Annotated in this window: 23 protein-coding genes; 14 read left to right on the forward strand and 9 right to left on the reverse strand. The window is 69.1% G+C overall.

Annotation, left to right across the window (positions count from 1 at the left end):
* The first annotated feature begins 53 nt into the window (after positions 1 to 53).
* The 7 genes from secY (at position 54) to rplQ (ending at position 5,959) form a co-directional block, all read left to right on the forward strand.
* Positions 54 to 1,391 carry a preprotein translocase subunit SecY gene (gene secY, locus ASF58_RS06590; protein ID WP_055949319.1) on the forward strand — a complete coding sequence of 446 codons (1,338 nt, stop codon included), beginning with the start codon at positions 54 to 56 and terminating at the stop codon, positions 1,389 to 1,391.
* Positions 1,392 to 1,504: 113 nt separating this feature from the next.
* The gene (locus tag ASF58_RS06595) at positions 1,505 to 2,107 is read left to right on the forward strand and encodes an adenylate kinase (protein ID WP_055949322.1); all 603 of its coding nucleotides are present in this window, start codon (positions 1,505 to 1,507) and stop codon (positions 2,105 to 2,107) included.
* Between the two features lie 246 nt (positions 2,108 to 2,353).
* Positions 2,354 to 2,722 carry a 30S ribosomal protein S13 gene (gene rpsM / locus ASF58_RS06600; RefSeq protein WP_019904471.1) on the forward strand — a complete coding sequence of 123 codons (369 nt, stop codon included), beginning with the start codon at positions 2,354 to 2,356 and terminating at the stop codon, positions 2,720 to 2,722.
* Between the two features lie 170 nt (positions 2,723 to 2,892).
* Positions 2,893 to 3,282, forward strand: a complete 390-nt coding sequence (gene rpsK, locus ASF58_RS06605) for a 30S ribosomal protein S11 (protein ID WP_055949325.1) — start codon at positions 2,893 to 2,895, stop codon at positions 3,280 to 3,282.
* A gap of 44 nt (positions 3,283 to 3,326) precedes the next feature.
* Positions 3,327 to 4,202, forward strand: coding sequence for an MBL fold metallo-hydrolase (locus ASF58_RS06610; RefSeq protein ID WP_055949330.1), 876 nt, complete (start codon positions 3,327 to 3,329; stop codon positions 4,200 to 4,202).
* 120 nt (positions 4,203 to 4,322) lie between these two features.
* Positions 4,323 to 5,342, forward strand: coding sequence for a DNA-directed RNA polymerase subunit alpha (locus tag ASF58_RS06615; RefSeq protein ID WP_055949333.1), 1,020 nt, complete (start codon positions 4,323 to 4,325; stop codon positions 5,340 to 5,342).
* A 206-nt stretch (positions 5,343 to 5,548) separates the two neighbouring features.
* Positions 5,549 to 5,959: a 50S ribosomal protein L17 gene (gene rplQ / locus ASF58_RS06620; RefSeq protein WP_055949338.1), complete on the forward strand. Its 411-nt coding sequence runs from the start codon at positions 5,549 to 5,551 to the stop codon at positions 5,957 to 5,959.
* Between the two features lie 105 nt (positions 5,960 to 6,064).
* Here the strand turns inward: rplQ and ASF58_RS06625 are convergent, their stop codons facing one another.
* From ASF58_RS06625 to ASF58_RS06660, 8 genes are all read right to left on the reverse strand, one after another.
* Positions 6,065 to 7,921 (reverse strand): response regulator, encoded by a 1,857-nt coding sequence (locus ASF58_RS06625; protein ID WP_055949342.1) that lies wholly within the window; start codon positions 7,919 to 7,921, stop codon positions 6,065 to 6,067.
* A gap of 2 nt (positions 7,922 to 7,923) precedes the next feature.
* Positions 7,924 to 9,630 carry a response regulator gene (locus ASF58_RS06630; protein WP_055949345.1) on the reverse strand — a complete coding sequence of 569 codons (1,707 nt, stop codon included), beginning with the start codon at positions 9,628 to 9,630 and terminating at the stop codon, positions 7,924 to 7,926.
* Entirely contained in the window at positions 9,627 to 10,670 is a 1,044-nt protein-coding gene (cheB, locus tag ASF58_RS06635; protein ID WP_055949348.1) for a chemotaxis-specific protein-glutamate methyltransferase CheB, read from the reverse strand. The genes ASF58_RS06630 and cheB overlap by 4 nt, the downstream gene beginning before the upstream one ends.
* Positions 10,671 to 10,723: 53 nt before the next feature.
* The gene (locus ASF58_RS06640) at positions 10,724 to 12,943 is read right to left on the reverse strand and encodes a response regulator (RefSeq protein WP_055949350.1); all 2,220 of its coding nucleotides are present in this window, start codon (positions 12,941 to 12,943) and stop codon (positions 10,724 to 10,726) included.
* A gap of 120 nt (positions 12,944 to 13,063) precedes the next feature.
* Positions 13,064 to 14,734: a methyl-accepting chemotaxis protein gene (locus ASF58_RS06645; protein ID WP_055949353.1), complete on the reverse strand. Its 1,671-nt coding sequence runs from the start codon at positions 14,732 to 14,734 to the stop codon at positions 13,064 to 13,066.
* Positions 14,735 to 14,855: 121 nt separating this feature from the next.
* Entirely contained in the window at positions 14,856 to 15,404 is a 549-nt protein-coding gene (locus tag ASF58_RS06650) for a chemotaxis protein CheW (RefSeq protein WP_055949356.1), read from the reverse strand.
* Positions 15,401 to 16,894 (reverse strand): protein-glutamate O-methyltransferase CheR, encoded by a 1,494-nt coding sequence (locus tag ASF58_RS06655; RefSeq protein WP_055949579.1) that lies wholly within the window; start codon positions 16,892 to 16,894, stop codon positions 15,401 to 15,403. The genes ASF58_RS06650 and ASF58_RS06655 overlap by 4 nt, the downstream gene beginning before the upstream one ends.
* Before the next feature lie 28 nt (positions 16,895 to 16,922).
* Positions 16,923 to 17,426: a chemotaxis protein CheW gene (locus ASF58_RS06660; protein WP_055949582.1), complete on the reverse strand. Its 504-nt coding sequence runs from the start codon at positions 17,424 to 17,426 to the stop codon at positions 16,923 to 16,925.
* A gap of 193 nt (positions 17,427 to 17,619) precedes the next feature.
* On the opposite strand from ASF58_RS06660, the gene ASF58_RS06665 reads away from it, so the two are divergent.
* From ASF58_RS06665 to ASF58_RS06695, 7 genes are all read left to right on the forward strand, one after another.
* Positions 17,620 to 17,892 (forward strand): PepSY domain-containing protein, encoded by a 273-nt coding sequence (locus tag ASF58_RS06665; protein ID WP_055949359.1) that lies wholly within the window; start codon positions 17,620 to 17,622, stop codon positions 17,890 to 17,892.
* Positions 17,893 to 18,217: 325 nt separating this feature from the next.
* Complete coding sequence (locus ASF58_RS06670) at positions 18,218 to 19,993, forward strand: acetolactate synthase 3 large subunit (protein WP_055949362.1); 1,776 nt, start codon at positions 18,218 to 18,220, stop codon at positions 19,991 to 19,993.
* Between the two features lie 117 nt (positions 19,994 to 20,110).
* A complete protein-coding gene (gene ilvN / locus ASF58_RS06675) occupies positions 20,111 to 20,653 on the forward strand; it encodes an acetolactate synthase small subunit (RefSeq protein WP_055949365.1) in 543 nt (180 codons plus the stop codon).
* A gap of 189 nt (positions 20,654 to 20,842) precedes the next feature.
* Positions 20,843 to 21,481: a glutathione S-transferase family protein gene (locus ASF58_RS06680; RefSeq protein ID WP_055949368.1), complete on the forward strand. Its 639-nt coding sequence runs from the start codon at positions 20,843 to 20,845 to the stop codon at positions 21,479 to 21,481.
* An 88-nt stretch (positions 21,482 to 21,569) separates the two neighbouring features.
* Positions 21,570 to 22,217, forward strand: a complete 648-nt coding sequence (locus ASF58_RS06685) for a TetR/AcrR family transcriptional regulator (RefSeq protein ID WP_055949371.1) — start codon at positions 21,570 to 21,572, stop codon at positions 22,215 to 22,217.
* A 26-nt stretch (positions 22,218 to 22,243) separates the two neighbouring features.
* A complete protein-coding gene (gene ilvC / locus ASF58_RS06690) occupies positions 22,244 to 23,263 on the forward strand; it encodes a ketol-acid reductoisomerase (protein WP_055949374.1) in 1,020 nt (339 codons plus the stop codon).
* A 216-nt stretch (positions 23,264 to 23,479) separates the two neighbouring features.
* Positions 23,480 to 24,133 (forward strand): pyridoxamine 5'-phosphate oxidase family protein, encoded by a 654-nt coding sequence (locus ASF58_RS06695; RefSeq protein ID WP_055949377.1) that lies wholly within the window; start codon positions 23,480 to 23,482, stop codon positions 24,131 to 24,133.
* A 48-nt stretch (positions 24,134 to 24,181) separates the two neighbouring features.
* On the opposite strand, the gene trpS is transcribed toward ASF58_RS06695, so the two are convergent.
* Positions 24,182 to 25,249: a tryptophan--tRNA ligase gene (gene trpS / locus ASF58_RS06700; RefSeq protein ID WP_055949379.1), complete on the reverse strand. Its 1,068-nt coding sequence runs from the start codon at positions 25,247 to 25,249 to the stop codon at positions 24,182 to 24,184.
* Positions 25,250 to 25,320: the final 71 nt, after the last annotated feature.

A 25,320-nucleotide genomic window follows, 5' to 3' on the forward strand; every position in this document is an offset into this window, starting at 1 on the left:
CAGTTTATGGGGAGCTTCGGCTCCCGTGCGGATCGATATCAGGAACCGGTGCCATGGCCTCAGCCGCCGAGCAGCTTGCCGCGAACCTCAATTTCGGGGCCATCGCCAAGGCCGACGAGCTCAAGAAGCGCATCTGGTTCACACTGGGCGCGCTGATCGTGTTCCGTCTCGGGACCTATATCCCGATCCCGGGCATCGACCCGGAGCAGTTCGCGCGGAACTTCCAGCAGCAGTCGGGCGGCGTGCTCGGGCTGTTCAACATGTTCTCCGGTGGTGCCGTCGAGCGCATGGCGATCTTCGCGCTCAACATCATGCCGTACATCTCGGCCTCCATCATCATCCAGCTCCTGACCTCGGTGATCCCGAGCCTCGAGACGCTGAAGAAGGAGGGTGAATCGGGCCGCAAGGTCATCAACCAGTACACCCGCTACCTCACGGTGGTGCTGGCGCTGGTTCAGTCCTGGGGCATCGCCTTCGGCCTCCAAGGGTCGAGCGCCGCGATCGAACCCGGTCCCTTCTTCATCCTGTCCACGGTCATCACCCTGACCGGCGGTACGCTGTTCCTGATGTGGATCGGCGAGCAGATCACCTCGCGGGGCATCGGCAACGGCTCCTCGCTGATCATCTTCGCCGGCATCGTGGCCCACCTGCCGGTGGCGATCGTCGGCGCCCTGGAGCTCAGCCGCACCGGCGCGCTCTCTTCAGCCGTCATCCTCGGCATGGGCGTGGCCGCCGTCGCGCTCGTCTACTTCATCGTGTTCATGGAGCGCGCCCAGCGCCGGCTGCTGATCAACTATCCGAAGCGCCAGGTCGGCAACCGCATGTACGAGGGCCAGACCTCGTTCCTGCCGCTGAAGCTTAACACCGCCGGCGTCATCCCGCCGATCTTCGCCTCGTCGCTGCTGCTCCTGCCCGCCACCGTGGCGAGCTTCTCGGCCAACAACGGCGGCACCGGCGTCCTGGCGACGATCACGACCTATATCGGCCACGGCCGGCCGCTCTACATGGTCCTCTACGCCGCCCTGATTATCTTCTTCGCGTTCTTCTACACCGCGGTGGTCTTCAACCCGGAGGAGACGGCCGACAATCTGAAGAAGCACGGCGGCTTCATTCCCGGCATCCGCCCGGGCGAGCGCACGGCGGCCTTCATCGACAAGGTCCTGACCCGCATCACCCTGATCGGGGCGCTGTACCTGACTTTCGTCTGTCTGGTGCCCGAGATCCTGGCATCGTATTCCTCGGCGGCCATCGGCTTCGGCGGCACCTCCCTGCTCATCGTGGTCTCGGTGACGATGGATACGGTGGCGCAGATCCACGGGCACCTGATGGCCCATCAATACGAAGGCCTCGTCAAGAAGGCCAAGCTGCGTGGGGCGACCCGCCGACGTTGAGGGCGATGCGGTGCGGGCTTCAAGCGCACCGCAACCCTTGCTAGAATTCCGAGACCCGGCGTTTCGCAGGATCGCCGGATATCCAAGCAGAACGGACCTGAGGAAACGACACCATGCGCATCATCCTGCTTGGGCCGCCCGGCGCGGGGAAGGGGACGCAGTCCGAGCGGATCGTAGCACGCTACGGCATTCCTCAGCTCTCCACCGGCGACATGCTACGGGCGGCCGTCGCCGCCGGTACGCCGGTCGGCCTGCAGGCCAAGAGCGTGATGGAATCGGGTGGCCTGGTGTCCGACGCCATCGTGGTTGGGATCGTCGCTGACCGCATCGAAGAGGCGGATGCCAAGCCGGGCTTCATCCTCGACGGCTTCCCGCGCACGGTGGAGCAGGCGAAGGCCCTCGATGCCATGCTGTCGCAAAAGGGAATCGCCCTCGACACCGTCATCGAGTTCGTCGTGGACGAGGAGGCCCTGGTCGGCCGCATCGCCAAGCGTGCCGAGGAGACCGCAGCCCGCGGTCAGCCGGTGCGGAAGGACGACACGCCCGAGGTCTTCAAGACTCGCCTCGACGCCTATCGCAAGCAGACCGCGCCCCTGTCCGACTACTATGCCGGCACCGGGCTGCTGCAGACCATCGACGGCATGAAGCCGGTCGACGCCGTCACGGAGGATCTGGTGGCGATCCTCGACCGGCACACCGCTTCGGCGGAGTCCTGATCGATCAAGCCGACGGTCCGGCCTCCGGCCCGTGACCTTTGCGGGTTGATTGAGCGACCCGGGTTGACACATCCCCCGGCCCGCGCTAGTGGGCCGGTCTTCGTTCAGAGGAAGTGGGTCCGGATCGCCTCTCAGGGGTCGATGCGGGCCGATTTGTCGTTTTGAACGGCGCGCAGGGGCCGGTCTCCACCGGACGCGCGTGACACCCGGCCCGGCCTCAGGTCCGGCGCCCCATGGAGAGACACCTTGGCTCGTATCGCTGGCGTTAACATTCCGACCAATAAGCGCGTCGTCATCGCGCTGCAGTACATTCACGGCATCGGCCCCAAGAAGGCTGAAGAGATCACCGGCAAGGTCGGGATCCCGGCCGAGCGTCGCGTGAATCAGCTGACCGACGCCGAGGTGCTGTCGATCCGCGAGACCATCGACCGCGATTACATCGTCGAGGGCGATCTGCGCCGCGAAGTCTCGATGAACATCAAGCGCCTGATGGATCTCGGCTGCTACCGCGGTCTGCGCCATCGCCGCAACCTGCCGGTCCGCGGCCAGCGCACGCACACCAACGCGCGCACCCGCAAGGGCAAGTCCAAGCCGATCGCCGGCAAGAAGAAGTAATCGATCCGAACCGGGAGACCGCTCTTCGGGCGGTCTCCTGACGTCGGCGCCAGGATCCCTGTGCGCCAAGTCCTACGTCGCGGCACGGTGTTCCAAATCCGTGCCGGCGGCATCCGAGAAGACTCCCGAGCGCCTGGAATGACGGGCGCGCCTGAAGGACAAGAGAACACATGGCCAAGGAAACCACCCGCGTCCGTCGCCGCGAACGCAAGAACATCGTCTCGGGCGTCGCGCACGTGAACGCGTCGTTCAACAACACGATGGTCACCATCACCGACGCCCAGGGCAACACCATCTCGTGGTCGTCCGCCGGTGCCATGGGCTTCAAGGGTTCGCGCAAGTCGACCCCCTACGCCGCCCAGGTTGCCGCTGAGGATGCCGCCCGCAAGGCTGCCGAGCACGGCATGCGCACCCTCGAGGTCGAAGTGTCCGGTCCGGGTTCGGGTCGTGAATCAGCGCTGCGCGCGCTCCAGGCCGCCGGCTTCACCGTGACGTCGATCCGTGACGTGACGTCGATCCCGCACAACGGCTGCCGCCCGCGCAAGCGTCGTCGCGTCTGAGGCACGACCAACGCGAACCTTTGGGGCCTGTTACGGAGACGCGCGTGTCGAATGCTCAGAATCCGCTTCCGGGTGTGCTGCGGTGGAGCTTGGGTGACCTGACGGTCACGGTGATGAATGACGGCTACCTTCAGGGTTCGCTGGATCTCGTCACCGGGATCGATCGTGCGGAGGCCGGCGCCTTACAGGCCGCCGGCTTTCGCGCGCAGGATCCCCGGATCACGCTCAACGCATTCCTGATCACGGGTCCGGGGCGCAAGCCGCTCCTCATCGACAGCGGGATGGGCCATTTCGGTGGCCCGTCCCTCGGTGGCGTTCCAGCGGCTCTCGCCGCGGCCGGCGTTTCGCCGGACAGCATCGAGACGGTCCTGCTCACGCATCTGCATCCCGACCATGCCGGTGGGCTGATCCGGGATGACGGTTCGGCGGCCTACCCGAATGCCGAACTCGTGGTTCATGCCGACGAAGCGGCGCACTGGCTCGACGACGGCGCGCTGTCACGGGCGCCGGACGGCGCGAAGCCCTATTTCGAGATGGCCCGCCAGGCGACCGCGCCTTACGGCGGACGTCTGCGCACGGTCACGAGCGGCAGCGTGGCAGCGGGGATCGAGGCGATTCCCCTGCCGGGCCATACGCCGGGCCATACCGGCTACCGCATCACGTCGGGCGACGCGTCGCTTTTGATGTGGGCGGACATCATTCACCTGCCGGCGATCCAGTTCAAGCAGCCGGAAGCCGGTATGGTCTTCGACCTCGACGGGGATCAGGCACGCGCCGTGCGTCGCCGGATGCTCGACGCCGTTTCGGGTGACCGAACCTTCGTGACGGGTGCCCATCTGGAGTTTCCGGCCCTGGGCTACGTCGCCCGGGACGGGGCCGCCTACAGCTTCGTTCCGGAGCTCTGGGTCGCGGCCCAGTAACGGTTCGCGCCTGACGCGGACGCAACAGTTTCCAGCCCGCCGGGCGCCGATGGCGCGGTGTCGACGGGCAATGCGTGGACCACCCATGTGGCCCGCGCCGATCTTGCGAGAGGTAGCATCGTGGTCATTCAGAAGAACTGGCAAGAGCTCATCAAGCCGAACAAGCTCCAGGTCTCGACCGGGCACGACCCCAAGCGGGTCGCCACCGTCGTCGCCGAGCCCCTCGAGCGCGGCTTCGGCACCACGCTCGGCAACTCGCTCCGCCGCGTGCTGCTGTCCTCGCTCCAGGGCGCGGCCGTGACCTCGGTCCAGATCGACGGCGTGCTGCACGAATTTTCGTCGATCCCCGGCGTGCGCGAGGACGTCACCGACATCGTCCTCAACATCAAGACGATCGCCATCCGCTCGCAGACCGAGGCCCCCAAGCGCCTGACCCTGCGCAAGACCGGTCCCGGCGTCGTCACCGCCGGCGACATCGGCACGGTGGGCGACGTTCAGATCCTGAACCCCGACCTCGTGATCTGCACGCTGGATGACGGCGCCGAGATCCGGATGGAGTTCACGGTCGCCACCGGCAAGGGCTACGTCCCGGCCGAGCGGAACCGTCCCGAGGATGCGCCGATCGGCTTGATCCCGGTCGACGCCCTGTTCTCGCCCGTCACCAAGGTGTCCTACCGCATCGAGACCACCCGCGAGGGCCAGGATCTCGACAAGGACAAGCTGACGATGACGATCGAGACCAACGGCGCCGTGTCGCCGGAGGATGCCCTGGCCTACGCCGCGCGCATCATCCAAGACCAGCTCCAGGTGTTCGTGAACTTCGAGGAGCCCCGCAAGGAGGAGGCGCAGCCGCTCGCGCCGCAGCTCCCCTTCAACCCGGCCCTGCTCAAGAAGGTCGACGAGCTCGAGCTCTCGGTGCGTTCGGCGAACTGCTTGAAGAACGACAACATCGTCTACATCGGCGACCTCATCCAGAAGTCCGAGGGCGAGATGCTGCGCACCCCGAACTTCGGCCGCAAGTCGCTCAACGAGATCAAGGAAGTGCTGGCCGCGATGGGCCTCCACCTCGGCATGGACATCCCCGGCTGGCCGCCGGAGAACATCGAGGACCTCGCCAAGCGCTTCGAAGAGCACTACTAGGCGCACGGCGCATCCGCCCCAGCCGGATGCGGCGATGGCCTCGTGCCGTTGCCGCGTCCGGCTGGCATTGCGGGGGGTCCGCGCGACGCGGACGCCCAGAACGAATCCCGCCGCGGGGTCATGCGGAATGAACAGCCCCGAAGACCATTTCGGAGGGGCGCTTGGCCGTACCGTGGCACGGCGGCCATCAACCAAGGATAGCCATCATGCGTCATGGATTTCGCGGTCGTCGTTTCAACCGCACCACCGAGCACCGCAAGGCGATGTTCGCGAACATGTCGGCCGCGCTGATCAAGCACGAGCAGATCGTCACCACCCTGCCGAAGGCCAAGGATCTGCGTCCGGTCATCGAGAAGCTGATCACCCTCGGCAAGACCGACAGCCTGCACGCCCGCCGCCTCGCCATGTCGCAGATCCGCGACGAGGCCATGGTCCGCAAGCTCTTCGCCGTGATCGGCCCGCGCTACAACACCCGTCCGGGCGGCTACTGCCGCATCATGAAGGCCGGCTTCCGCTACGGCGACAACGCCCCCCTGGCGGTCATCGAGTTCGTCGACCGTGACGTCGACGCGCGCGGTAAGGATTCCGGCCCCGTGTTGGTGGACGACGCGGCGTAAGCCTCGCCTCCGTCCGACGATGAAGAGGGCGGCCTCCGGGCCGCCTTTTTTGTTGGCCGGAGTGAGCCCTCTCCAAAGCGATCTCCCGCTGCCATGTCCGCCGCGTCAGGCAGCCCGGTCGAGGAGTCGCGAGACTTCCGCTGCAAGATCAGCGGATTCGAAGGGCTTGCGCAGCACCGGGAGGTCAGGCGGGATCGGGATCGCCTCGGCATGGCCGGTGACGATCAGCACGGGCACGTCGGACCAGCGCGCACGCACGATCTCGGCGAACTCCACGCCGGTCATGCCCGGCATCGCCAGATCGGCGACGACGAGGTCGAAGGTCCCCTGTTCCATCAGCGACAGGGCGGTGGAGCCGTCGCTGGCCTCGCGCTCGCTGTAGCCGAAGCTCGACAGGAACGAGGCCGTCACGTGCCGGACCTCCGGGTCGTCGTCGACGACAAGGATGCGCGCCGCTCGGGCGGCGGGCAGCGCGGCGCCCGGCACCGCGACCTCGTCGAGATCTGTGGCTTCGACCCGCGGTAAGATGATCTGAACGCGGGTGCCTTCACCCGGTGCACTCTCGATGCGCAGCCGCCCGTGGGATTGCTGGGCGAGGCCGAAGACCATGGCGAGGCCGAGGCCCGTCCCCTGGCCCACCGCCTTGGTGGTGAAGAATGGCTCGCAGACCCGCGTGAGGATCTCCGGGGCGATGCCACTGCCTGCATCGCTGATCTCGACGGACAAATAGGCGCCGGTCGGCAAGTCCGGATCGTCGTCCAGCGCGAAGCTGCGGGTTGCGACGACGATGCGGCCACCTTCCGGCATGGCGTCGCGGGCATTGATGCAGAGGTTGAGGATCGCGAGTTCGAGTTGGTCCGGATCGACGCAGGCGGCCGGTGCCTCGGGGGCGAGGGTCGTCTCGACGGTGACGAGACCGCCGAGGCTGCCCGCCAGCAGATCATGCATCCCGGTGATGAGTCCGTTCACGTCGACGGCGCGGGGGCGCAGGTCGCGGGAGCGGCTGAAGCTGAGGAGGCGCTTGGTCAGGGAGGCGCCGCGCTGGGCCGCCTGCATCGCGTTGCCGACGAGGCGCTGGACCCGTGGCTGGTCGGCGACCTTCGGCGCCACGAGTTCGAGGCTGCCGAGGATCGCCATCAGCAGGTTGTTGAAGTCGTGGGCGATGCCGCCGGCCAGGGTCCCCAACGCCTGCATCTTGTCCGACTGCCGAAGGCGCGCCTCCAGGGACTTCTGGTCGGTGACGTCGCGCTCGATGGTGGCAAGGTGGGTGATCTCGCCCGCCGCGTCGCGGATCGGCACGCGGGTCACGTGGCGCCAGCGCTCGGCTCCGGTCGCCCCCTCGGCGACCAGACTGTCGCTCGGCTCGCCGGCGGCGATCACGGCGGCATCCGCACTGCCGATGGCCGCGCCGTCGCCCAGGATCGCATCCTCGGTGCGTCCGAGGCAGCCGGCGACGTCTCCACCGAGACCCGCGGCCTTGCGGGCGTTGAGGCGCACGAAGCGCCCCTCCGCATCCTTGAAGGAGATCGCATCCTCGGCATTGTCCAGGAGGCCGCGCAGCAGCGCCCGCTCCGTCGAGAGGTCCCGTCCGAGCTGATGCCGCTCGAAGGCTTGGCGCACGGTGTTGCGCAGCAGGTTCGCATCCCAGGGCTTGGTGGCGTAGCCGGTAATGCCGCCCTGGTTCAGGGCCGCCACCACCGCGCTCATGTCGGCGTAGCCGGTGAGCAGGATGGCCTGGGCGTCGTGAACCTTGCGTGCCTCGGCCAGCATGGCGTCGCCAGTCATGCCCGGCATGCGCTGATCCGAGAGGATCACGGCGATGTCCGGGTTGCCGGCCAGGATCTGCAGCGCCTCGGCCGGCTTCGTCGTGGTGAGAACGCGGTACTGGTCCTCGAAGAGGTCCTCGAGGGCGATGAGGATGTCGGGTTCGTCGTCGACGGCGAGGATCGTGCCCTGTGACATGCTCAACCCGTCTGCCGTGGGATGCCGATGACGAAACAGGCCCCACCTCCGGGAGCGGCCTCGACGCTGAGCGTGCCGCTATGCGCCTGCACGACACTGTAGGCAATCGCGAGGCCGAGGCCTGTGCCGGACCCGACGGGTTTCGTGGTGAAGAACGGCTCGAAGATCTTCTCGCGCAGCGTCTCGGGGATGCCGGGGCCGGTGTCGCTGATCCGGATGAGGTCGGTGTCGGGGAGGCCGCGGGTCTCGATGGTGATGGTGCCGGATTCGGGCATCGCGTCCGCGGCATTGCCGAGGATGTTCATGACGACCTGGTTCAGGAGGGCGGGCGTGCAATGGATCTCCGGCCGGCCCGAGAAATCCCGCAGCACCGCGATTCGGTCGCCGAGCTTGTGCTGGATCAAGGCGAGCACCGTCTCGATCGCCTCGGGCACGTGGACCAGGGTGCGCTCGCCCTCGTCGAGGCGGGAGAACTTGCGCAGGTTGAGGACGAGGTCCTGGATGCGAGTCAGGCCCATGCGCATGGCCCCGACCCGGTCACCGCACTTCTTGAGCCGGCGCGGGCTGTCGGGCGAATCCGGCGCCGCCGCGACCTCGCCGAGGATGCGCTCCACCGTGCCCTGGTGGGCGAGGATGAAGGCGAGGGGGTTGTTGATCTCGTGGGCGATGCCAGCCACCAGTTCGCCGAGGGAGGCCATCTTGGCCGCCTGGACGAGCTTGGCCTGCGCGTCGGTGAGCTTGCGGTTGGCGGTGGCGAGGTCCGCGTTGGCCTGCTCCAGGGCCCCAGCCAGGGCGGCACGTGCCTCCGCCGCCTCGGCCTCGGCCCGGGCCCGCTCCAGGGCCCGCTCACGGGCGCCGAATTCGCCCGCGATGCGGCGATTGTCCTCTTCCAAGAGCTTGCGGCGCACCAGGCTGCGCACCCGCATCACCAGGATTTCGCCGTCGGATTTCGAGACCACGTCATCGGCGCCCGCGGCGAAGGCCTCCACCAGGAAGTCCTTGGCCGGGTTGGAGCCGGCGATGCCGACCACCTGAAAGGTGGGGGCGCCGGCCTCCCGGCCCGCCAGTCCGGCATTGCGGTGGTCGCTGATCGCCCGGCAGAGGGCGAGGCCGTCATAGGTCGTGGCGAGGAGGTCGATCGTCACGCAGTCGAAGGCAGCGCCCTCTGCCTCCAGAGCCGCGATGGCGGCCGCGTGGCTGTCCGCGGTGGTGACCTCCTGCCCCTCGTGGGCGAGGAGCCCGGCGAGGAAAGTCCGGTAGGTGGCGCTGGCATCGACCACGAGGACCCGCCCCCGGCGGAAGGCGGAGACGCCGGGCCCGTCGCTGCCGCCCATGCGCTCGCGCAGGAGAGCCCGGATGCGCAGCACGAGGAGGTCGCGATCGGCGGATTTCGCCACGTAGGCATCGGCGCCGCTCTCCAGGCCCTGGCGCTCGCCGTCGCGGGCGCCGGTGAGCATCAGGAGGGGGAGCGCGCGGGTGCGGAGCGAGAGCCGGAGCTGGCGGGCGAACTCATCACCGTTCATGCCGGGAAGATGATGGTCCGCCACCACGAGATCGGGCAGGCGGGTGTTGAGATGGTCGAGGGCCGCCTCGGCGGTGGCGCAGCGCTCGACCGCGAAGCCCTTCGACTCGAGCAGCAGCCGCAGTTCCAGGGCCTGGGTCTCGGAATCCTCGACGAGGAGGAGGCGGGGCGGGATGGCCTCGGTCACGGCGCGGCCTCCGCGACGCGGGCGAGATGGGCGGCGATCCGGTCCAGGGGCAGCACGGTCCCGGCGGCCGCGAGGCGGATCGCGGCCGCCGGCATGCCGAACACCACTGCGGTGCTCTCGTCCTCGGCGACGGTGAGCCCTCCGGCCCGGCGCATGTCGAGGAGGCCGAGGGCTCCGTCCTCGCCCATCCCGGTGAGCAGGACGCCGATGCCGCGGGCCCCGGCATACCGGGCGACCGAGCGGAACAATGCGGTGGCGGCCGGTCGCTGGCCACCCACGGGAGCGACATCGGTGATGCGCAGGTGGCCGCCGCCGCCGAGCTCCAGGTGCCGGTCCCCCGGCGCCACGTAGACGCGGCCAGCCTCGGCCCGCTCACCCTCGCGGGCCACGGAGACCGGCAGCCCGACGACCCCGTTCAGCCAAGTGGCGAACCCCTCCATGAAGGCGGGACCCATGTGTTGGACGACCAGGACCGGAATGGGGAAACTTGCCGGCAGCGCTCCAATGACCCGAGCGAGGGCAGGCGGCCCACCGGTCGATGCGGCGATGGCCAGGACGCTGGCGGATTCGGGCACCTTGAGGGCGGCGGCCAACGGCGGCGGCGCAGCGACGCGACCGGCCCATTCCGAGCCGATCGGCCGGCGCCGGATCACCGGCACGGCGGCCATGATGCGCAGCTGCGTGCAGATCTCGCTGGCAGCGGCGTCGTAGCCGGCATTGGTGGTGGCCACCGGCTTCTCTACCACCGAAAGCGCCCCGGCTCGCAGGGCGTTCATTGAGATGCGCAGAGAGGAATCCTCGATCGCGTCGGCGATGACCACGATCGGGGTCGGGCGCTCGGCCATGATCCGCCGCGTCGTCTCCAGGCCATCGATTCCCGGCAAACGGATATCCATCGAGACGACGTCCGGGCGGACCTGGCCGATCGTCGCCAGAGCCTCCTCGCCGGAGGCCACGGCCGCCACGACTTCCAGTCGCGGATCCCGGCCGACGATATGGATCAGCAGCTGGCGCACCACGAGGGAATCCTCGACCAGCATCACCCGCACCCGCGCGGGCACCCCCGGCGTCGTTCCGTCCCGCTCGTGTCCGGTCACAGCAATTGCCCGATGGTGTCGAGGAGCTTGCGCTGGTCGAAGGTCTGCTTCGTGAGATAGGCGTCCGCTCCGAGGTCGAGGCCGCGGGCCACGTCCTCGGCATCGCCGCGCGAGGTCATCAGGATGATCGGCAGCTGTGCGAAGGCCTCCTCGGCGCGCAGGGCCTTCAGCAATCCGAAGCCGTCGAGACGTGGCATCTCCACGTCGGCGACGACAAGATCCACCGGTTCGATGCCCGCCCGCAGGCGGTCGAGCGCATCCTGGCCGTCGACACAGACGACGACGCGGTATCCTGCCGCCTCCAAGATACCCTTCTCCAAGGTTCGCGTGGTGATGGAATCGTCCACCACGAGGATCGTCGAACGTGGCGCCTGCGCGATCGTTCCGCGGCTGCCTGTGGGTTGCGGTGCCGCGGCCGAGCCGGCCTCGCCCGCCCGTGCGACCAGCCCCTCGGCATCAAGGACGAGAGCGGGCCGGTCCCCCGGCAGGATCACGGTTCCGGTGATCAACCGCGGATCGGTCCCGATCGGTGGGGCCGGCAACACCCGCAGGGTGGTCACATCGGACAACGCGTCGACGGCGAGGACACAACGGCGCCCGTTGCCACGGAGAAGGATCGCCGGGCAGGTGGCGTCGGCCTCCTCTGCGCGGGCCGGCAGCCCGAGAAGGCCTGCCAGGTCCAGCACCGGCACGCTGACGGGGTCTCCGCCGATCTCCACCCGCGCAACGGTGCGACCCATGACCTGCGCGAGGTCACCGCGCTCCAGGCGCAGCAGGCGCTCGGCCGAAGCGCTCGGGAGCGCGTAGGTCATCCCGCCCGCCCGGACGAGGAGCATCGCCCGGCGAGCCGCCGAGAGCGGCAGCGCCATGACGAGCTCAGTCCCGTAGGGGCTCCGCGGCAGGAGGCGAACCGTGCCGCCGAGCCGGCGCGCCGCGTCCGCCACCACCGAGAGACCGATGCCGCGTCCCGAGAGGGTGTCGACGGCGGAGGCGGTGGAGAAGCCGGGCTCGAAGACCAGGGCGAGCAGCGCTTCCGGCCCGGGATCGGCATCGGCCGCGAGCAGGCCCCGGCGCCGGGCGGTTTCGGCGATCGCGGCGAGGTCAGGCCCACGTCCGTCATCGTGGACCCGGACGACCAGGCGCCCCCCCTGGACCTCGACGTCGAGGCCGATCGCCAGGGCATCGGTCTTGCCGAGGCGCCGGCGCGTCTCGGGGGGTTCGGCCCCATGACTCAGGGCATTGCGCAGGGCGTGCAGGACCGGGTCCTTGAGGACCTGGAGCATCCCGCGATCGACCGGCAGGTCGAGGCCGCGCGCGGTCACCGTGATGGCGCGGTCAGCCTCGCGCGCATGGTCGCGCAGGGCCCGCGCGAATCCCCCGAACGCGGTCTCCGCCGGGACCAGGGCCAAGCGCTCGGCCTCGCCGGCGACCCGCGTCATGGCGCCCTCGATGGAAGACGCGAGGGCGCTGCGAACCCGCGCAAGGTCCGCGGCATCGCGCGCCAGGGCGAGGAGCCCGGTCTCCAGGGCCCGCGCATCGAGGTCCGGCTCCGATCCGCGGGCACCGCGCCGGCGCTCGGCGAGACGGGCAAGATCGGCGGCCCGGCGACCCAGGCGGGCGATACCGTCAGCCAGAACGGCCTCGCCCCCGAGGGCACTGGTCAGTTCGTGCGTGGCCCGTGTCAGCGCTTCGACGGCGTCCGCGGGCACCCGCAGGAGCGTCTGGGCGACGTCGGTGGGCGTCTCGGGCGGTGCGGATTTCGGAGCCGGAGCGGTGGGCGCGGCAGGCTCGGCGGCCGGGGCCTGGGCCAGCTCCCGATCCGACTCGGGTGGCGTGGCCGCGCTCGGATCGAGGGCGCGATCCAGGGCCGCGAGGGCATCGGCGGGCATGTCCGGGCCTATCCCATCGGTCAGCCCGGCGACGTAGGCCTCGATCCGGTCGAGGGCAAGGTGGACGGCGGCTGTGGCGGTCTGCGAGAGCCCGACCTCCTGCGCCACCACGCGCTCGAACAGGGTCTCCAGGCGATGGGCGACGGCCTCCACCGCCGGCAGGTCGACGGCCCGGGAGGCGCCCTTCAGGCTGTGCGCCCGCCGGAAGACGTCGTTCCAATCGGGCACGTGCTCGCCGTCCTCGCCCCCGAGGGCGGCGCGGATCGCATCGATGTGCTCGCGGTGCTCGACCTCGAACGCCGCGAGTAGAAGCTGGCGAATGTCCATCCGTCGCCTAAGGCCGCCCCTGGGTTACGGCGAAGTCCGAACGTCCGGAACTCGCGCGAAGCCATTCGTGCATCATGCATCCCCTGCGAGACCGGAGCGCCCGGAAACGCGGGGTTCCTCTCAGTGCCGGTAGCGCTCGGCGAGCGTCATCAGCGCCTGGGCGAGTTCGGTGAGATTGGCGGAGGCCGCCTCGACCTCCCGGGTACCGGCCGCCGTCTGCTGGCTCGCCTGGCGAATGTTCTGGAGGGCGCCCATCACCTGCTCGATGCCGAGCTGCTGCTGGTTCGTCGAGGCGACGATCTGCTGGAAGGTCTGGACGCTCTCCTCGACCCGGGCGGTAATCTCCTCGATGGTCCGCTGGGTGGTGTCGGAGCGGGCCTTGCCCGTGGCGGCGCGCTTGACCGCCTCCTCGGTGAGCATGACCGAGGTGTTGATGCCGCGCTGGATCTCGCCGAGGATCGTCCGGACCTGCCCGGTGGCCGCCTTGGCCTGGTCGGCCAGGAGCTTCATCTCCGAGGCGACCACCGCGAAGCTGCGCCCACTCTCACCGGCCGCTGCCGCCTCGATGGCGGCGTTCAGCGCCAGGAGATGGGTGCGCTCCGAGATGTCGTTGACGGTGGTGATGATGTCGCCGATCGCCTGGGTCTTCTCGGAGAGGGCGACGATGTTGCCGGCCACCGCCTCGGCCTGCTCGCGGATCGAGTCCATCGCCCGGGCGGTGTCGGCCACGGCGCGCAGGCCGGCCCGGGAGGTCTGGGCCGTCGACTGGGCGGTGGCGATGACCTCGCCGGCCCGCTTGCCGATCTGCGCACCGGAATGCGTGATCTCGTCGACCGTGGCGGCGGTCTCCTGCACGGCGGCGAACTGCTCCTCGACGCTGGCGGCCTGCTCCTGGGCGGAGGCGCGGATCTCGGCCGCCGCCGCGTTGAGGTCGGAGGTCGCGGCCCGGTTGGTCCGGGCGAGGTCGGCGAGGCCGGCCACCATGCGGTTCAGGGTGCGCCCGAGACGACCGATCTCGTCCTTGCCCCGCGCCTCGAGGGTCCCCGAGAGGTCGCCCTCGCCGACCCGCTCCGCGAAGGCCATCACCTCCTCGAGGGGTCGTACCACGGCCCGGCTGATCAGCAGGGTGATGAGGATGCTGAGAACGATGCAGGCACCCAGCGTGAGCAGGATGGAGAGGCGGCTGCGCTCGTAGAGATCGGCGACGCCGCGCTGGCCGGCGGCGATACCCTCGTCGAGGGCGCTGCGGGTGCGCTCGATGTCGCTGAGGAACATGTCCTGGCTTCGGTTCAGCGCGTCGTTGCGGGCCTCGACACCCTCCACGTCCTTGGCGGCGATCAAGGCGAGTTGCGCCTCGCTCGCGCTGCGCAACTCGCGCAGTTCGCCCACGGCCTCGATGGCGATGGCATTCACCTTGCGCCAAGCGAGGCTGCGCTCCTCCGAGACCGACCGGGCCCGGTAGCCGTCCGTCGCGCGCACGAGTTCGGCAAGGATCGCCTCGGCCTCGGTGGCGGACCGGCGCCAGGAGGCCGAACCGTCATCCCGCTCCGGGCCGCCCCGCGCCCGCATCAGCAGCGCGATGATGGCGTTGCGGCGCTGGAGGCCCATGTCCCGGGCCTTGTTGGCGAGATCGTCGAGCTGGCGCGCCACCGTGAGGTCGCGGGTGACGATGCCGTCGGTCGTGTCGCGCACCACGCCGATCTGCCCGAGGGCGTAGAAGCCAAGCGCCACGATGACGATGGTGATGGCGACGAAGCCGAGGAGGATGCGTTTTCCGATCGAGATCGACACGAGGGGCTCCAGGCTCCGGGAAATCGACCGAGACGCGGGTCAGGGCACCCCGGGCCTCGGCAGTTCGAGTCGTCTCACCGCCCGAGCGGCGGCGAGGCAGAAACGCTCACGGCAGACACAGTCACGGCAGGTACCGCCGCAGGAGGCGCGGCAGATCGACGACGACGAACCCGGGTTCCCCATCCGGTCCGGCACCGGGCGGGGCATAGCCCGAAACCGCCTCCGGGCTCAAACCCGCCTCGGACAGGGCCGGAACGTCCGTCGTCTCGGCGATGTCGGCCACACCGAGCACGCGATCGACGGCGAGCGCCACCGGTACGCCCGCGCCCCGCAGCAGGACGACGTGGCCCTCGTCGCTGGCCGCCGCGGCGGCGCGTCCGAGGGCTTGGGCGAGGGCGATCAGGCTGACGACGCGGCCGGAGATGGCGATGAGTCCGAGGATCGCCGCTGGGGCGCCGGGCAGGGGGGTCACCGGCCGGGCGGGCAGCACCTGTGCCACCTGGGCGAGGGCAAGGGCGAAGCGGTCGTTGCCACAGGCACAGACGAGATAGGCCCGCGTCGGTCCGGCCGTCTCCGCCGTTCCCCGTCCACGCCTCGCCAGCAGGCGGGAGCGCTCGGCACGCAGGGCCTGCGTGCGCGCGGCGGAGGCTTCGGCCCAAGTCTGCGTCACGGCCCTTCTCCTGTCACGCCGGCACGGGCAAGGGCGGCGCTGCGCGCGATCTCGTGCGGGCCGAGCCCGTCGCCCTCGGCCACCACCGCATCCGGCGCCAGGGATTGGGCCAGACGGATGGCGTTGTCGAGGGCCCGCGCCGCGTCGGCCCGCCGTCCGAGGCCGATCATCAGCAGGCCGAGCTGGTAATGCGCCATCACGAAAGTGCGGTCGAGGTAGAGCGCGCCCCGCCAGGCCCGCTCGGCCTCGGCCTCGCGCCCGAGGCTGTGGGCGAGGAGGCCGTCATAGTAGTGCAGCACGGGATCGGTCGGCGCCGTGCGGATCGCCGCCCGAATCGCCCGCCAGGCCTCCGCGGTCTCGCCCGCATCGGCCAGGGCTCGGATGCGGGTCAGATCGTCCGGCCGGACCGTATCGTCCGGGGGCTCGACAGCATCCGCGCCGTGCGGCGCGAGGACGTCGGTCAGGGTGGAGTCCACCAGGGTGGATTTGGACGCGTCGCGCTCGGCCGCCTCCGGCCCCTCGAAGACGGGCACCGGCGGAGCGACCGGGATGGGTTCGGGAATGAATTCCGGGATCCAGGGCGTCGGCGGAGGGACCGGGGGGCTGGCGCCCCGTGGCCGATAGGCGACGGTTCCGGGCAGGTTCACGGGCTCCAGCATCGCCGCGATGGCCGGGTTCGGCTCGGCATGCCCGATCAGGAGCCAGCCCTCGGGCGTCAGGCGCCGGCCGAGGGCGCGCACGATTCCTAGGACGATCTCGGCCTCGAAGTAGATGAGCACGTTGCGACAGAGGATAAGGTCGAACTCCGCCACGGGCGGGGCGGCACGGACGTCGAGAAGGTCCATCAGGTTGCGCCGCTCGAAGCGCACCATCCGGCGGAATTCCAGCCGCAGGGCATAGGTACCGTCGCGGCCCGGCCCCGCGACGGCCGGGCCCGGCACGAAGTAGCGCAGGCGCTCGCCGGGGGGCAGGGTCCGGAGGGCCCAGCGACCATAGATCCCCGCCCGCGCGGTCTCGAGGGCGGCCGTGCTGATGTCGGTGCCCAGGATCGCGATCCGCCACTCCGGCAGGGCGGTTCCCAGGAGTTCGTGCAGCAGGATGGCGATCGAGTAGGGCTCGGCCCCGGTAGAGCAGCCGGCGCTCCAGACCCGCAGGGTGCGCTCGGAGGCGCGGGCGGCGATCAGCGCGGGCAGGATGGTGGTGCGCAGGGCCGCGAACTGCTCGGCGTAGCGGAAGAAAAAGGTTTCGCCGATGGTGATCTCGGCCTCCAGCGCGGCCCATTCCGGGCCGCCGGTCAGGCGGTCGTCGAGGCAGGCGGCGTAGGCCGTCGCATCCGCGAGCCCGAGCGCGCGGAAGCGCTTGCGCAGGCGGTCGAACAGGAGGTCGTCCTTGTCGGCGTAGTAATGGTGACCGGTGCGGGCGATGATCCGGGCCTTAAGGGCCGGAAAGCCCGGATCGACCTCTGGGCCGGAGCGCGGCGGACGCGTCATGGGTGCTGCATGGCGGGTGCCGGCCGGGTCAGGCGGCCGATAGGGCGGCGAGGCGCTCGGCGGCCGCATCGGTCAGGGCCGACAGGCGCGCCCGTTCCTCCGCCGACAGAAGGTGTGCCAGGCCGAGCACGTGAACCAGCCCGTCATCCCGGGCGATCTCGGCGACGACGCAGCCGTTAAGCGTCCGCTCGGCCGCGACCGGACGCAGCGCCGCGTCCTCGACGGTGATCAGGTCCGCGACACGGTCGACCAGGAAGCCGGTGCCCCGCGGCGCATCGAGGAGAATGTGCTGGTAGGCGTCGCCGGCATCCCGACGCGCGGCGTTCGTGCTCAGACCGAGAAGCCGGGCAAGGTCAACCACGGGCACCGGGCTGCCCCCGAGATTGAGGAACCCCGCAAGCGGCCCACCCCCGGCCGGCGGGGCGTGCAGGTCCGGCAGCGGCAGCACCTCGCTCACCGACGTCCGCGCAAGCGCGCAGGCGACGCCCGCCACGTCCAAGAGGAGGAAAGCGCTGGTTTCGGACAGGGGCAGGGTCCTCACGGGCGGAATCGGGCGTGATCCGATCCCGGACCTCGCATGTGATAGGACGGCGATGCCGCGCGGGGCAAACACGAATCCGTGCCCCGACCGAGGTCGCGCCCTCGCGGCGCCGGCCATTCGCCCTAACTTCAGCGAACCCCGCGCGCCTGCGCCCACGGGGCCGTCCTGCCTCAGGAGTCTTCGCATGCCCCGAACCGCCCATCCCCGCCGTGCCGCTGCCCTGACCATCGTCCTTCTGGCAGTTTCCGGAATGGCGCGGGCGGAGGTTCCGGGGGCCGATTGGCTCACGCCGGCCCAGACGAAGCAGGCCCTGAAGAGCGCAGGCTACAGCGAGATCACCAAGCTCGAAGCCGATGACGGCCACTGGGACGGCGAGGGGATCAAGGACGGACGACGCATGCGATTTGATGCGGACCCGAAGACCGGCGCCATTCTGGGGGAAGTTCCGGTCGAGTAATTCGGTCCGCGTCCGGCGCCTGTCGTCTGGGGATGTGCGACGCCTGTACCGGCAAGATCGTGCGTCTCGGCGTTGACCGGTGTCGCCGCCTTCGGTAAGACACCCCTCACGATTTTCGATTCGCCCTGTCGGGCGGACGAACGAGGCGGACGAAGACGCGATGCGTGCCATCCTTATCGTAACGGAAGCGCCACCGACGGGGCGGACCTGACAGCAGGGTCCGCGATCCGAATGGTGGCGCATGCAGGGTCCCTCGGGGCCCTTTTTTATTGCCGCGACGCGCCGGACGACACGTACAGCACACAGAGTTTCAAGGAGCAGGACGATGGGCGGCGAGGTCATGACCGGGGCCGAAATGGTCATCCGGGCGTTTCAGGATCAGGGTGTCGACACGCTGTTCGGGTATCCCGGCGGCGCGGTGCTGCCGATCTACGACGCGCTCTTCCACCAGGAGACTCTCAAGCACATCCTGGTGCGCCATGAGCAGGGCGCCGTCCATGCGGCCGAGGGCTATGCGCGCTCATCCGGCAAGGTCGGCTGCGTCCTGGTCACCTCGGGCCCCGGCGCCACCAACATCATCACCGGCCTGACCGACGCGCTGCTCGATTCGATCCCGCTGGTCTGCATCACCGGCCAGGTTCCCACGCACCTGATCGGCACGGACGCCTTCCAGGAGTGCGACACGGTCGGCATCACGCGCCACTGCACGAAGCACAACTATCTGGTCAAATCGATCGACGACCTGCCGCGCATCCTGCACGAGGCGTTCTACGTCGCCGCGAACGGCCGACCCGGCCCGGTCGTCATCGACCTGCCGAAGGACGTGCAGTTCGCGTCCGGCGTCTACGAGCGCCCCACCCAGAACGGCCACAAGACCTACAAGCCGGCTTTCAAGGGCGATGCGGCCCAGATCCAGGCGGCCGTCGAGCTGATGGCCTCGGCCCGTCGGCCGATCCTCTACACCGGCGGCGGCGTCATCAATGCCGGTCCGCACGCCTCGGCCCTGCTGCGCAAGCTCGCCGCCGAGACCGGCTTCCCCGTGACCTCGACCCTGATGGGCCTGGGCGCCTTCCCGGCCTCGGACGAGAAGTTCCTCGGCATGCTCGGCATGCACGGGACGTACGAGGCGAACCTGGCGATGCATGAGTGCGACGTCATGGTCTGCATCGGTGCGCGCTTCGACGACCGCATCACCGGCCGCCTCGACGCCTTCGCGCCGTTCTCGAAGAAGATCCACATCGATATCGATGCGTCCTCGATCAACAAGGTCGTCAAGGTCGATGTCGGGATCGTCGGCGATTGCGGCTCGGTGCTCGAGGACATGCTGTCTGCCTGGACGGCGCTGCCGCGCCAGCCGGACAAGGCCCGCATGGAGGATTGGTGGACCAAGATCCGCACCTGGAAGGCGCGCGACTGCCTCGCCTACTGGCCGTCGGGCACGATCATCAAGCCGCAATACGCCGTCCAGCGCCTCTACGAGGCCTGCAAGGACCGCGAAACCTACGTCACCACCGAGGTCGGCCAGCACCAGATGTGGGCGGCGCAGTACTTCAAGTTCGACGAGCCGAATCGCTGGATGACCTCCGGCGGCCTCGGCACCATGGGCTACGGCCTGCCGGCGGCCATCGGAACGCAGCTCGCCCACCCGGACGGGCTCGTCATCGACATCGCCGGCGAGGCTTCGATCCTGATGAACATGCAGGAGCTGTCCACCGCGGTTCAGTACCGCCTCCCGGTCAAGATCTTCATCCTGAACAACGAGTACATGGGCATGGTGCGCCAGTGGCAGGAGCTGTTGCATGGCTCGCGCTACTCGCAGAGCTACTCCGAGAGCCTGCCGGACTTCGTGAAGCTGGCCGAAGCCTACGGCGCCAAGGGCATCCGCTGCGAGAAGCCGGGCGACCTCGACGCCGCGATCGCCGAGATGCTCGACTATGACGGCCCCGTCGTCTTCGACTGCGTCGTCGACAAGAAGGAGAACTGCTTCCCGATGATCCCGTCGGGCAAGGCGCACAACGAGATGCTGCTGTCCGACTACCTCGGCGAGACCGGGGTCGAGATCGGTGACGTCATCTCGGAAGAGGGCAAGATGCTGGTCTGAGCCTCCGGACCCATCCTGACACATTCGGACCGGGCGCGGCCGCGCCCGGTCCCTCTCCGATCGGCCCCGCCGGGCCACCCACGACACGCCATCGCAGACGAAGATCCGGGGCACACCATGAACGCCATGAACACGCACTATCCCGATGCCGGCCGGGTCGAGCCGATCAACCGGCACACCCTGGCCGTCATCGTCGATAACGAGCCCGGCGTGCTCGCCCGGATCTCGGGCATGTTCTCGGGACGGGGCTACAACATCGAGAGCCTGACCGTGTCGGAGACCGAGGTGGCGCGCCACCTCTCCCGCATCACCATCGTCACCGCCGGAACCGACGCGGTGATTCAGCAGATCAAGGCGCAGCTCGACCGCCTCGTGCCTGTGCATCGGGTCGTCGACCTCACGCTCCAGGGCAAGGCCCTCGAGCGCGAACTCTGTCTCGTCAAGGTGGCGGGCACCGGGGAGCACCGCACCGAATCGCTGACCCTCGCGGCGGCCTTCGGCGCCAAGACCCTGGATGCGACCCTGAACTCCTTCGTGTTCGAAGTCACCGGCACCACCGAGGAGATCGATCGCTTCATCAGCCTGATGACGGTGATCGGCCTCGTGGAGATCTCCCGCACCGGCATCGCCGCGATGGGACGCGGCGCCGAGCCGATGTAAATCCCGGCTGCAGACCGCCGCCAGACGGCGGTCTGCGCCGAAGCGGAAGCGTGCGGACAGGGCCCGAACGGGATCGGAGGACGGGCGCTTTGTCCCGCCGATCGCCTCGGTACCGAACTTCGCCCTGTCCCAAGGCCCCGGGACGTTCGCGACCCCGATCGGCATCACCTGCAACGACCCGGAGCTTCTATGACCATTCTCTACTACGCTCCGGGCGCCTGCTCGCTCGCCTCCCACATCGCCCTCGAGGAGACCGGCGCGCCCTACGAGACGGTGCGGCTCGACCTTGCCAAGGGCGACCAGCGGGCGCCCGGCTACCTCGCCGTCAACGAGCGCGGCCGCGTACCGGCCCTCGTAGAGGGCGATTGGGTGCTCACCGAGAACACCGCGATCCTGCGCCACATCGCGCGGATGCACCCTGGAGCCGGCCTCTGGCCGCAGGATCCGCGCGACCAGGCACGGGTCGACGAATGGCTCGGCTGGCTCTCCACGGGCCACCACATCGCCTACGCGCATATCCGCCGGGCCGAACGCTACACGAACGACGAATCGGCCTTCCCCGGCATCCAGGCCAAGGGGGCCGAGACCTGCGGCGACCTGTTCACGATGACCGAGGTCAAGCTCTCCAACGGCGGCTGGGCTCTCGGTGAGACCTACAGCGTCGCGGATCCCTATCTTCTGCTGTTCTGGACCTGGGGTCGGGGTCCGGCGCTGGGCTTCGACATGGCCGAGCGCTTCCCCGCCTGGACGGCCCATGCCCGGGCCATGGCCGCGCGCCCCGCCGTGCAGTCGGTCTTCGCCCGCGAAGGCCTCAAACTGCCCGCGTAAGGTTCGGCGAGGCGCGCCCCTTGCTCAGGTGACCGAATCGGCTTACGGAACCGCGTACCGTACGGTACGGTACTGGCGCACAGGAAGCATGACCCCGAGTTCGGCCCCTTCTGACGAGACGGTGCACGATGCACCTTCGGCCCGCCAGCAGGCGGTGCTCGATGCCGTGCTCGCCCTGCTCGTCGAGGAAGGCGACCAGCTCACCATGGATGCGGTGGCGCGCCGCGCCAGTTGCTCGAAGGAAACGCTCTACAAGTGGTTCGGGGACCGGGACGGTCTCCTCACCGCCACGGTGCGCTGGCAGGCCTCGCGGGTCCATGCGGGGCGCGACGCCAAGAGCGCCCTCGACGCGGCCACCCTGCGCGACCGCCTGCTCGACTTCGCGGTGACCTGGCTCGACGTCATCGCGGGCCGCACTTCAGTGGTTCTCAACCGCATCGCCATCGCGCATGCCGGCTCGCGCAAGAGCAACCTCGGTGGCATCGTGCTGGCGAACGGGCGGCTGGCCATCGGCGGGCGGGTCAAGCCCGTGCTCGAGGCGGGACGCACGGCCGGGTTCCTGGCCTTCGAGGATAGCGAGACGGCCTTCCGGACCTTCCTGGGTCTGGTCGGGCGCGACATTCAGATCAGACTCCTTCTCGGCGACGCGCTCGACCTCGACGCCGCCGAGATCCGACGCGACGCGGCCCGCGCCGTCGATCAGTTCCTGGCCCTCTACGGCCAGGCCCGACCCTGACACCCCACGAGAAGAGGAACCAACCCATGCGGGTCTATTACGATCGTGACGCCGACCTCAACCTGATCAAGGGCAAGAAGGTCGTCATCGTCGGCTACGGCAGCCAGGGCCATGCCCACGCGCTCAACCTGCGCGATTCCGGCGTCAAGGGCATCGTCATCGCGCTGCGCGAGGGCTCGGCCACCGCCAAGAAGGCGGAGCACGAGGGCTTCACGGTGATGTCGGTGGCCGAGGCCGCCAAGCAGGCCGACGTCGTCATGATGCTGACCCCGGACGAGCTCCAGGGCGACATCTACAAGGAGTCCCTCGAGCCGAACATGAAGCAGGGCGCCGCCCTCCTGTTCGCCCACGGCCTCAACGTCCACTTCAACCTCATCGAGCCCCGCAAGGACCTCGACGTGCTCATGGTCGCGCCGAAGGGCCCCGGCCACACCGTGCGCGGCGAGTATCTGAAGGGCGGCGGCGTGCCGACCCTGATCGCCATCGCGCAGGACGCCTCGGGCAACGCCCACGACCTCGGCCTGTCCTACGCCTCGGCCAATGGCGGCGGCCGCGCCGGCATCATCGAGACCACCTTCAAGGAAGAGTGCGAGACCGACCTGTTCGGCGAGCAGGCCGTGCTCTGCGGCGGTCTCGTCGAGCTGATCAAGGCCGGCTTCGAGACCCTGGTCGAGGGCGGTTACGCCCCGGAGATGGCCTATTTCGAGTGCCTGCACGAGGTGAAGCTCATCGTCGACCTCATCTACGAGGGCGGCATCGCCAACATGAACTACTCGATCTCGAACACCGCGGAGTACGGCGAGTACGTCACGGGTCCCCGCATCGTCACGCCGGAGACCAAGGCCGAGATGAAGCGCGTCCTCAACGACATCCAGTCGGGTAAGTTCACCCGCGATTGGATGCTCGAGAACAAGGTCGGCCAGACCTCGTTCAAGGCCACCCGTGCCAAGCTCGCCGCCCACCCGATCGAGGAAGTCGGCGCCAAGCTGCGCGGCATGATGCCGTGGATCTCCGAGAAGGCCCTCGTCGACAAGTCCAAGAACTGAGTCGGGATGGAGGAGACCGGCGTCGCCCGGTCTCCTCTGAGGGATGAAGCCGGCGTCGCGAGAGCGGCGCCGGTTTTTTCATGCGCGAACCGGGGCCACGGCACGCCCCCTCGGACGCGACGAAGCGGCGGCGCCTGTTGTGCTCCGACAGGTTTCCCGCGATCATCCCGGGCAACGGCCGCCCGGATGAGAGCAGCCGAAACGCGGAGGACCCCCATGGCATCGCTCTACTCCGACGCGCATCGCGCGCTGCAGGAAGAGTTCAACACCGTCAAGCTCGCCGAGCGCCTGGACACGGGCTGGGTCCAGGACAAGATCGGTGAGACCGAGGCCGCCTTCATCGGCAGCCGAGACATGTTCTTTCTCTCCACCGTCGATCCCGACGGCATGCCGACCGTTTCCTACAAGGGTGGTAGCCCCGGCTTCGTGAAGGTGATCGCGGGCAACACGCTGGTGTTCCCGGGCTTCGACGGCAACGGCATGTGGTACTCGATGGGCAACATCGAGGGGCAGTCCAAGGTCGGCCTGCTGTTCATCGACTTCGAGACCCCGCACAGGGTCCGCGTCCAGGGCCATGCCCGGATGCTGCGCGACGATCCCCTGATGGCCGAGTACACGGAGGCCAAGTACCTCGTCCGCGTCGAGGTGACGAAGGCCTGGGTCAACTGCCCGCGCTACATCCACAAGTACCAGAAGGTGGCGCAGAACCGGTACGTGCCCACCCCCGACAAGGAGACGCCGCTCGCCCTCTGGAAGCGTCTCGACATGGTCGCCGACGTCATCCCCGAGGCGGACAAGGCCCGCGTCGCGCGGGAGGGCCAGATCGAGCTGCCCGAGTACGAGGCCCGGGTCGCCCGCGGCGAGAGCTGACGCCTCCCGAGCGGCCCTTTCCCGCGCGTGGGGAAGGGCCGCGTCTCCTCACACCATCCGCAGGCGCGGTCCCCGGCGGACGAATCCGACGATGTCCTTGACGGCGTCGAGAGTCGGGGCCGCGATGGCCTCGGCGCGCTCGGCACCGTCGGCCAGCACCGCGTCGATCTCTGCCAGATCGGACACGAGGCGCTTCATCTCGGCGCCCAGCGGCGCCAGGGTCTCGACGGCGAGCTCGACCAGGGCGCCCTTGAAGGCCGAGAACTGGGCGCCGCCGAAGTCGCGCAGGACCTCCTCGCGCGTGACATCCTTCAGGGCCGCGAAGATGCCCACCAGATTGTCCGCCTCGGGGCGCCCGGCCAGGCCCGCCACCTCGGAGGGGAGGGCGTCGGGGTCGGTCTTAGCTTTGCGCACCTTGGCCGCGATGGCGTCGGCATCGTCCGTCAGGTTGATCCGCGAATTGTCGGAGGCGTCCGACTTCGACATCTTCTTGGTCCCGTCGCGCAAGCTCATGACGCGCGCCGCCGGCCCGCCGATTAGGGGCTCGGTGACAGGAAAGAAACCGGCCCCTTCGTCGTGCCCGTGGGCGGCGATCGACTGCGAAAAGTCGTTGTTGAACTTCTGGGCGATGTCGCGGGTCAACTCGAGGTGCTGCTTCTGGTCCTCGCCCACCGGCACGTGGGTGGCGCGGTAGGCCAGGATGTCGGCCGCCATCAGCACGGGATAATCGTAGAGCCCGATCGAGGCGTTCTCCCGGTCCTTGCCGGCCTTGTCCTTGAACTGGGTCATGCGGTTGAGCCAGCCCAGCCGCGCGACGCAGTTGAAGATCCAGGCGAGTTCGGCGTGCTGGGGCACCTGACTCTGGTTGAAGACGATCGAGCGCTTCGGGTCGATGCCGGCGGCGAGGAAGGCGGCGGTGACCTCGCGGATCTGGCCCTTCAGCGCAGCCGGGTCCTGCCACAGGGTGATCGCGTGCAGGTCGACGACGCAGTAAAGGCACTGCGCATCGCGCGCCTGCATCTCGACGAAGCGCTTGATGGCGCCGAGATAGTTGCCGAGATGCAGGTTCCCGGTCGGCTGTACGCCCGAGAACACCAGTTCCTTGAACGCGGTCATCGCGGCGGGGTCCTCGTGCGAATTGAGGGAGAGCGGCCGCGGACGAAATCCCGTGCAGCCGAGCGCCGGTT

Origin of the sequence: Methylobacterium sp. Leaf125 (assembly GCF_001423085.1) — a bacterium.
Lineage (GTDB): Bacteria > Pseudomonadota > Alphaproteobacteria > Rhizobiales > Beijerinckiaceae > Methylobacterium.

What these genes read in the sequence shown, in the direction of transcription:
- secY (WP_055949319.1), top strand. Translation starts at nt 54, where the DNA reads ATGGCCTCAGCCGCCGAGCAGCTTGCCGCGAACCTCAATTTCGGGGCC.
- ASF58_RS06595 (WP_055949322.1), top strand. Translation starts at nt 1,505, where the DNA reads ATGCGCATCATCCTGCTTGGGCCGCCCGGCGCGGGGAAGGGGACGCAG.
- rpsK (WP_055949325.1), top strand. Translation starts at nt 2,893, where the DNA reads ATGGCCAAGGAAACCACCCGCGTCCGTCGCCGCGAACGCAAGAACATC.
- rplQ (WP_055949338.1), top strand. Translation starts at nt 5,549, where the DNA reads ATGCGTCATGGATTTCGCGGTCGTCGTTTCAACCGCACCACCGAGCAC.
- ASF58_RS06625 (WP_055949342.1), bottom strand. Translation starts at nt 7,921, where the DNA reads ATGTCACAGGGCACGATCCTCGCCGTCGACGACGAACCCGACATCCTC.
- cheB (WP_055949348.1), bottom strand. Translation starts at nt 10,670, where the DNA reads ATGCTGGTCGAGGATTCCCTCGTGGTGCGCCAGCTGCTGATCCATATC.
- ASF58_RS06640 (WP_055949350.1), bottom strand. Translation starts at nt 12,943, where the DNA reads ATGGACATTCGCCAGCTTCTACTCGCGGCGTTCGAGGTCGAGCACCGC.
- ASF58_RS06655 (WP_055949579.1), bottom strand. Translation starts at nt 16,894, where the DNA reads ATGACGCGTCCGCCGCGCTCCGGCCCAGAGGTCGATCCGGGCTTTCCG.
- ASF58_RS06665 (WP_055949359.1), top strand. Translation starts at nt 17,620, where the DNA reads ATGCCCCGAACCGCCCATCCCCGCCGTGCCGCTGCCCTGACCATCGTC.
- ASF58_RS06670 (WP_055949362.1), top strand. Translation starts at nt 18,218, where the DNA reads ATGGGCGGCGAGGTCATGACCGGGGCCGAAATGGTCATCCGGGCGTTT.
- ilvN (WP_055949365.1), top strand. Translation starts at nt 20,111, where the DNA reads ATGAACGCCATGAACACGCACTATCCCGATGCCGGCCGGGTCGAGCCG.
- ASF58_RS06680 (WP_055949368.1), top strand. Translation starts at nt 20,843, where the DNA reads ATGACCATTCTCTACTACGCTCCGGGCGCCTGCTCGCTCGCCTCCCAC.
- ASF58_RS06685 (WP_055949371.1), top strand. Translation starts at nt 21,570, where the DNA reads ATGACCCCGAGTTCGGCCCCTTCTGACGAGACGGTGCACGATGCACCT.
- ilvC (WP_055949374.1), top strand. Translation starts at nt 22,244, where the DNA reads ATGCGGGTCTATTACGATCGTGACGCCGACCTCAACCTGATCAAGGGC.
- ASF58_RS06695 (WP_055949377.1), top strand. Translation starts at nt 23,480, where the DNA reads ATGGCATCGCTCTACTCCGACGCGCATCGCGCGCTGCAGGAAGAGTTC.
- trpS (WP_055949379.1), bottom strand. Translation starts at nt 25,249, where the DNA reads ATGACCGCGTTCAAGGAACTGGTGTTCTCGGGCGTACAGCCGACCGGG.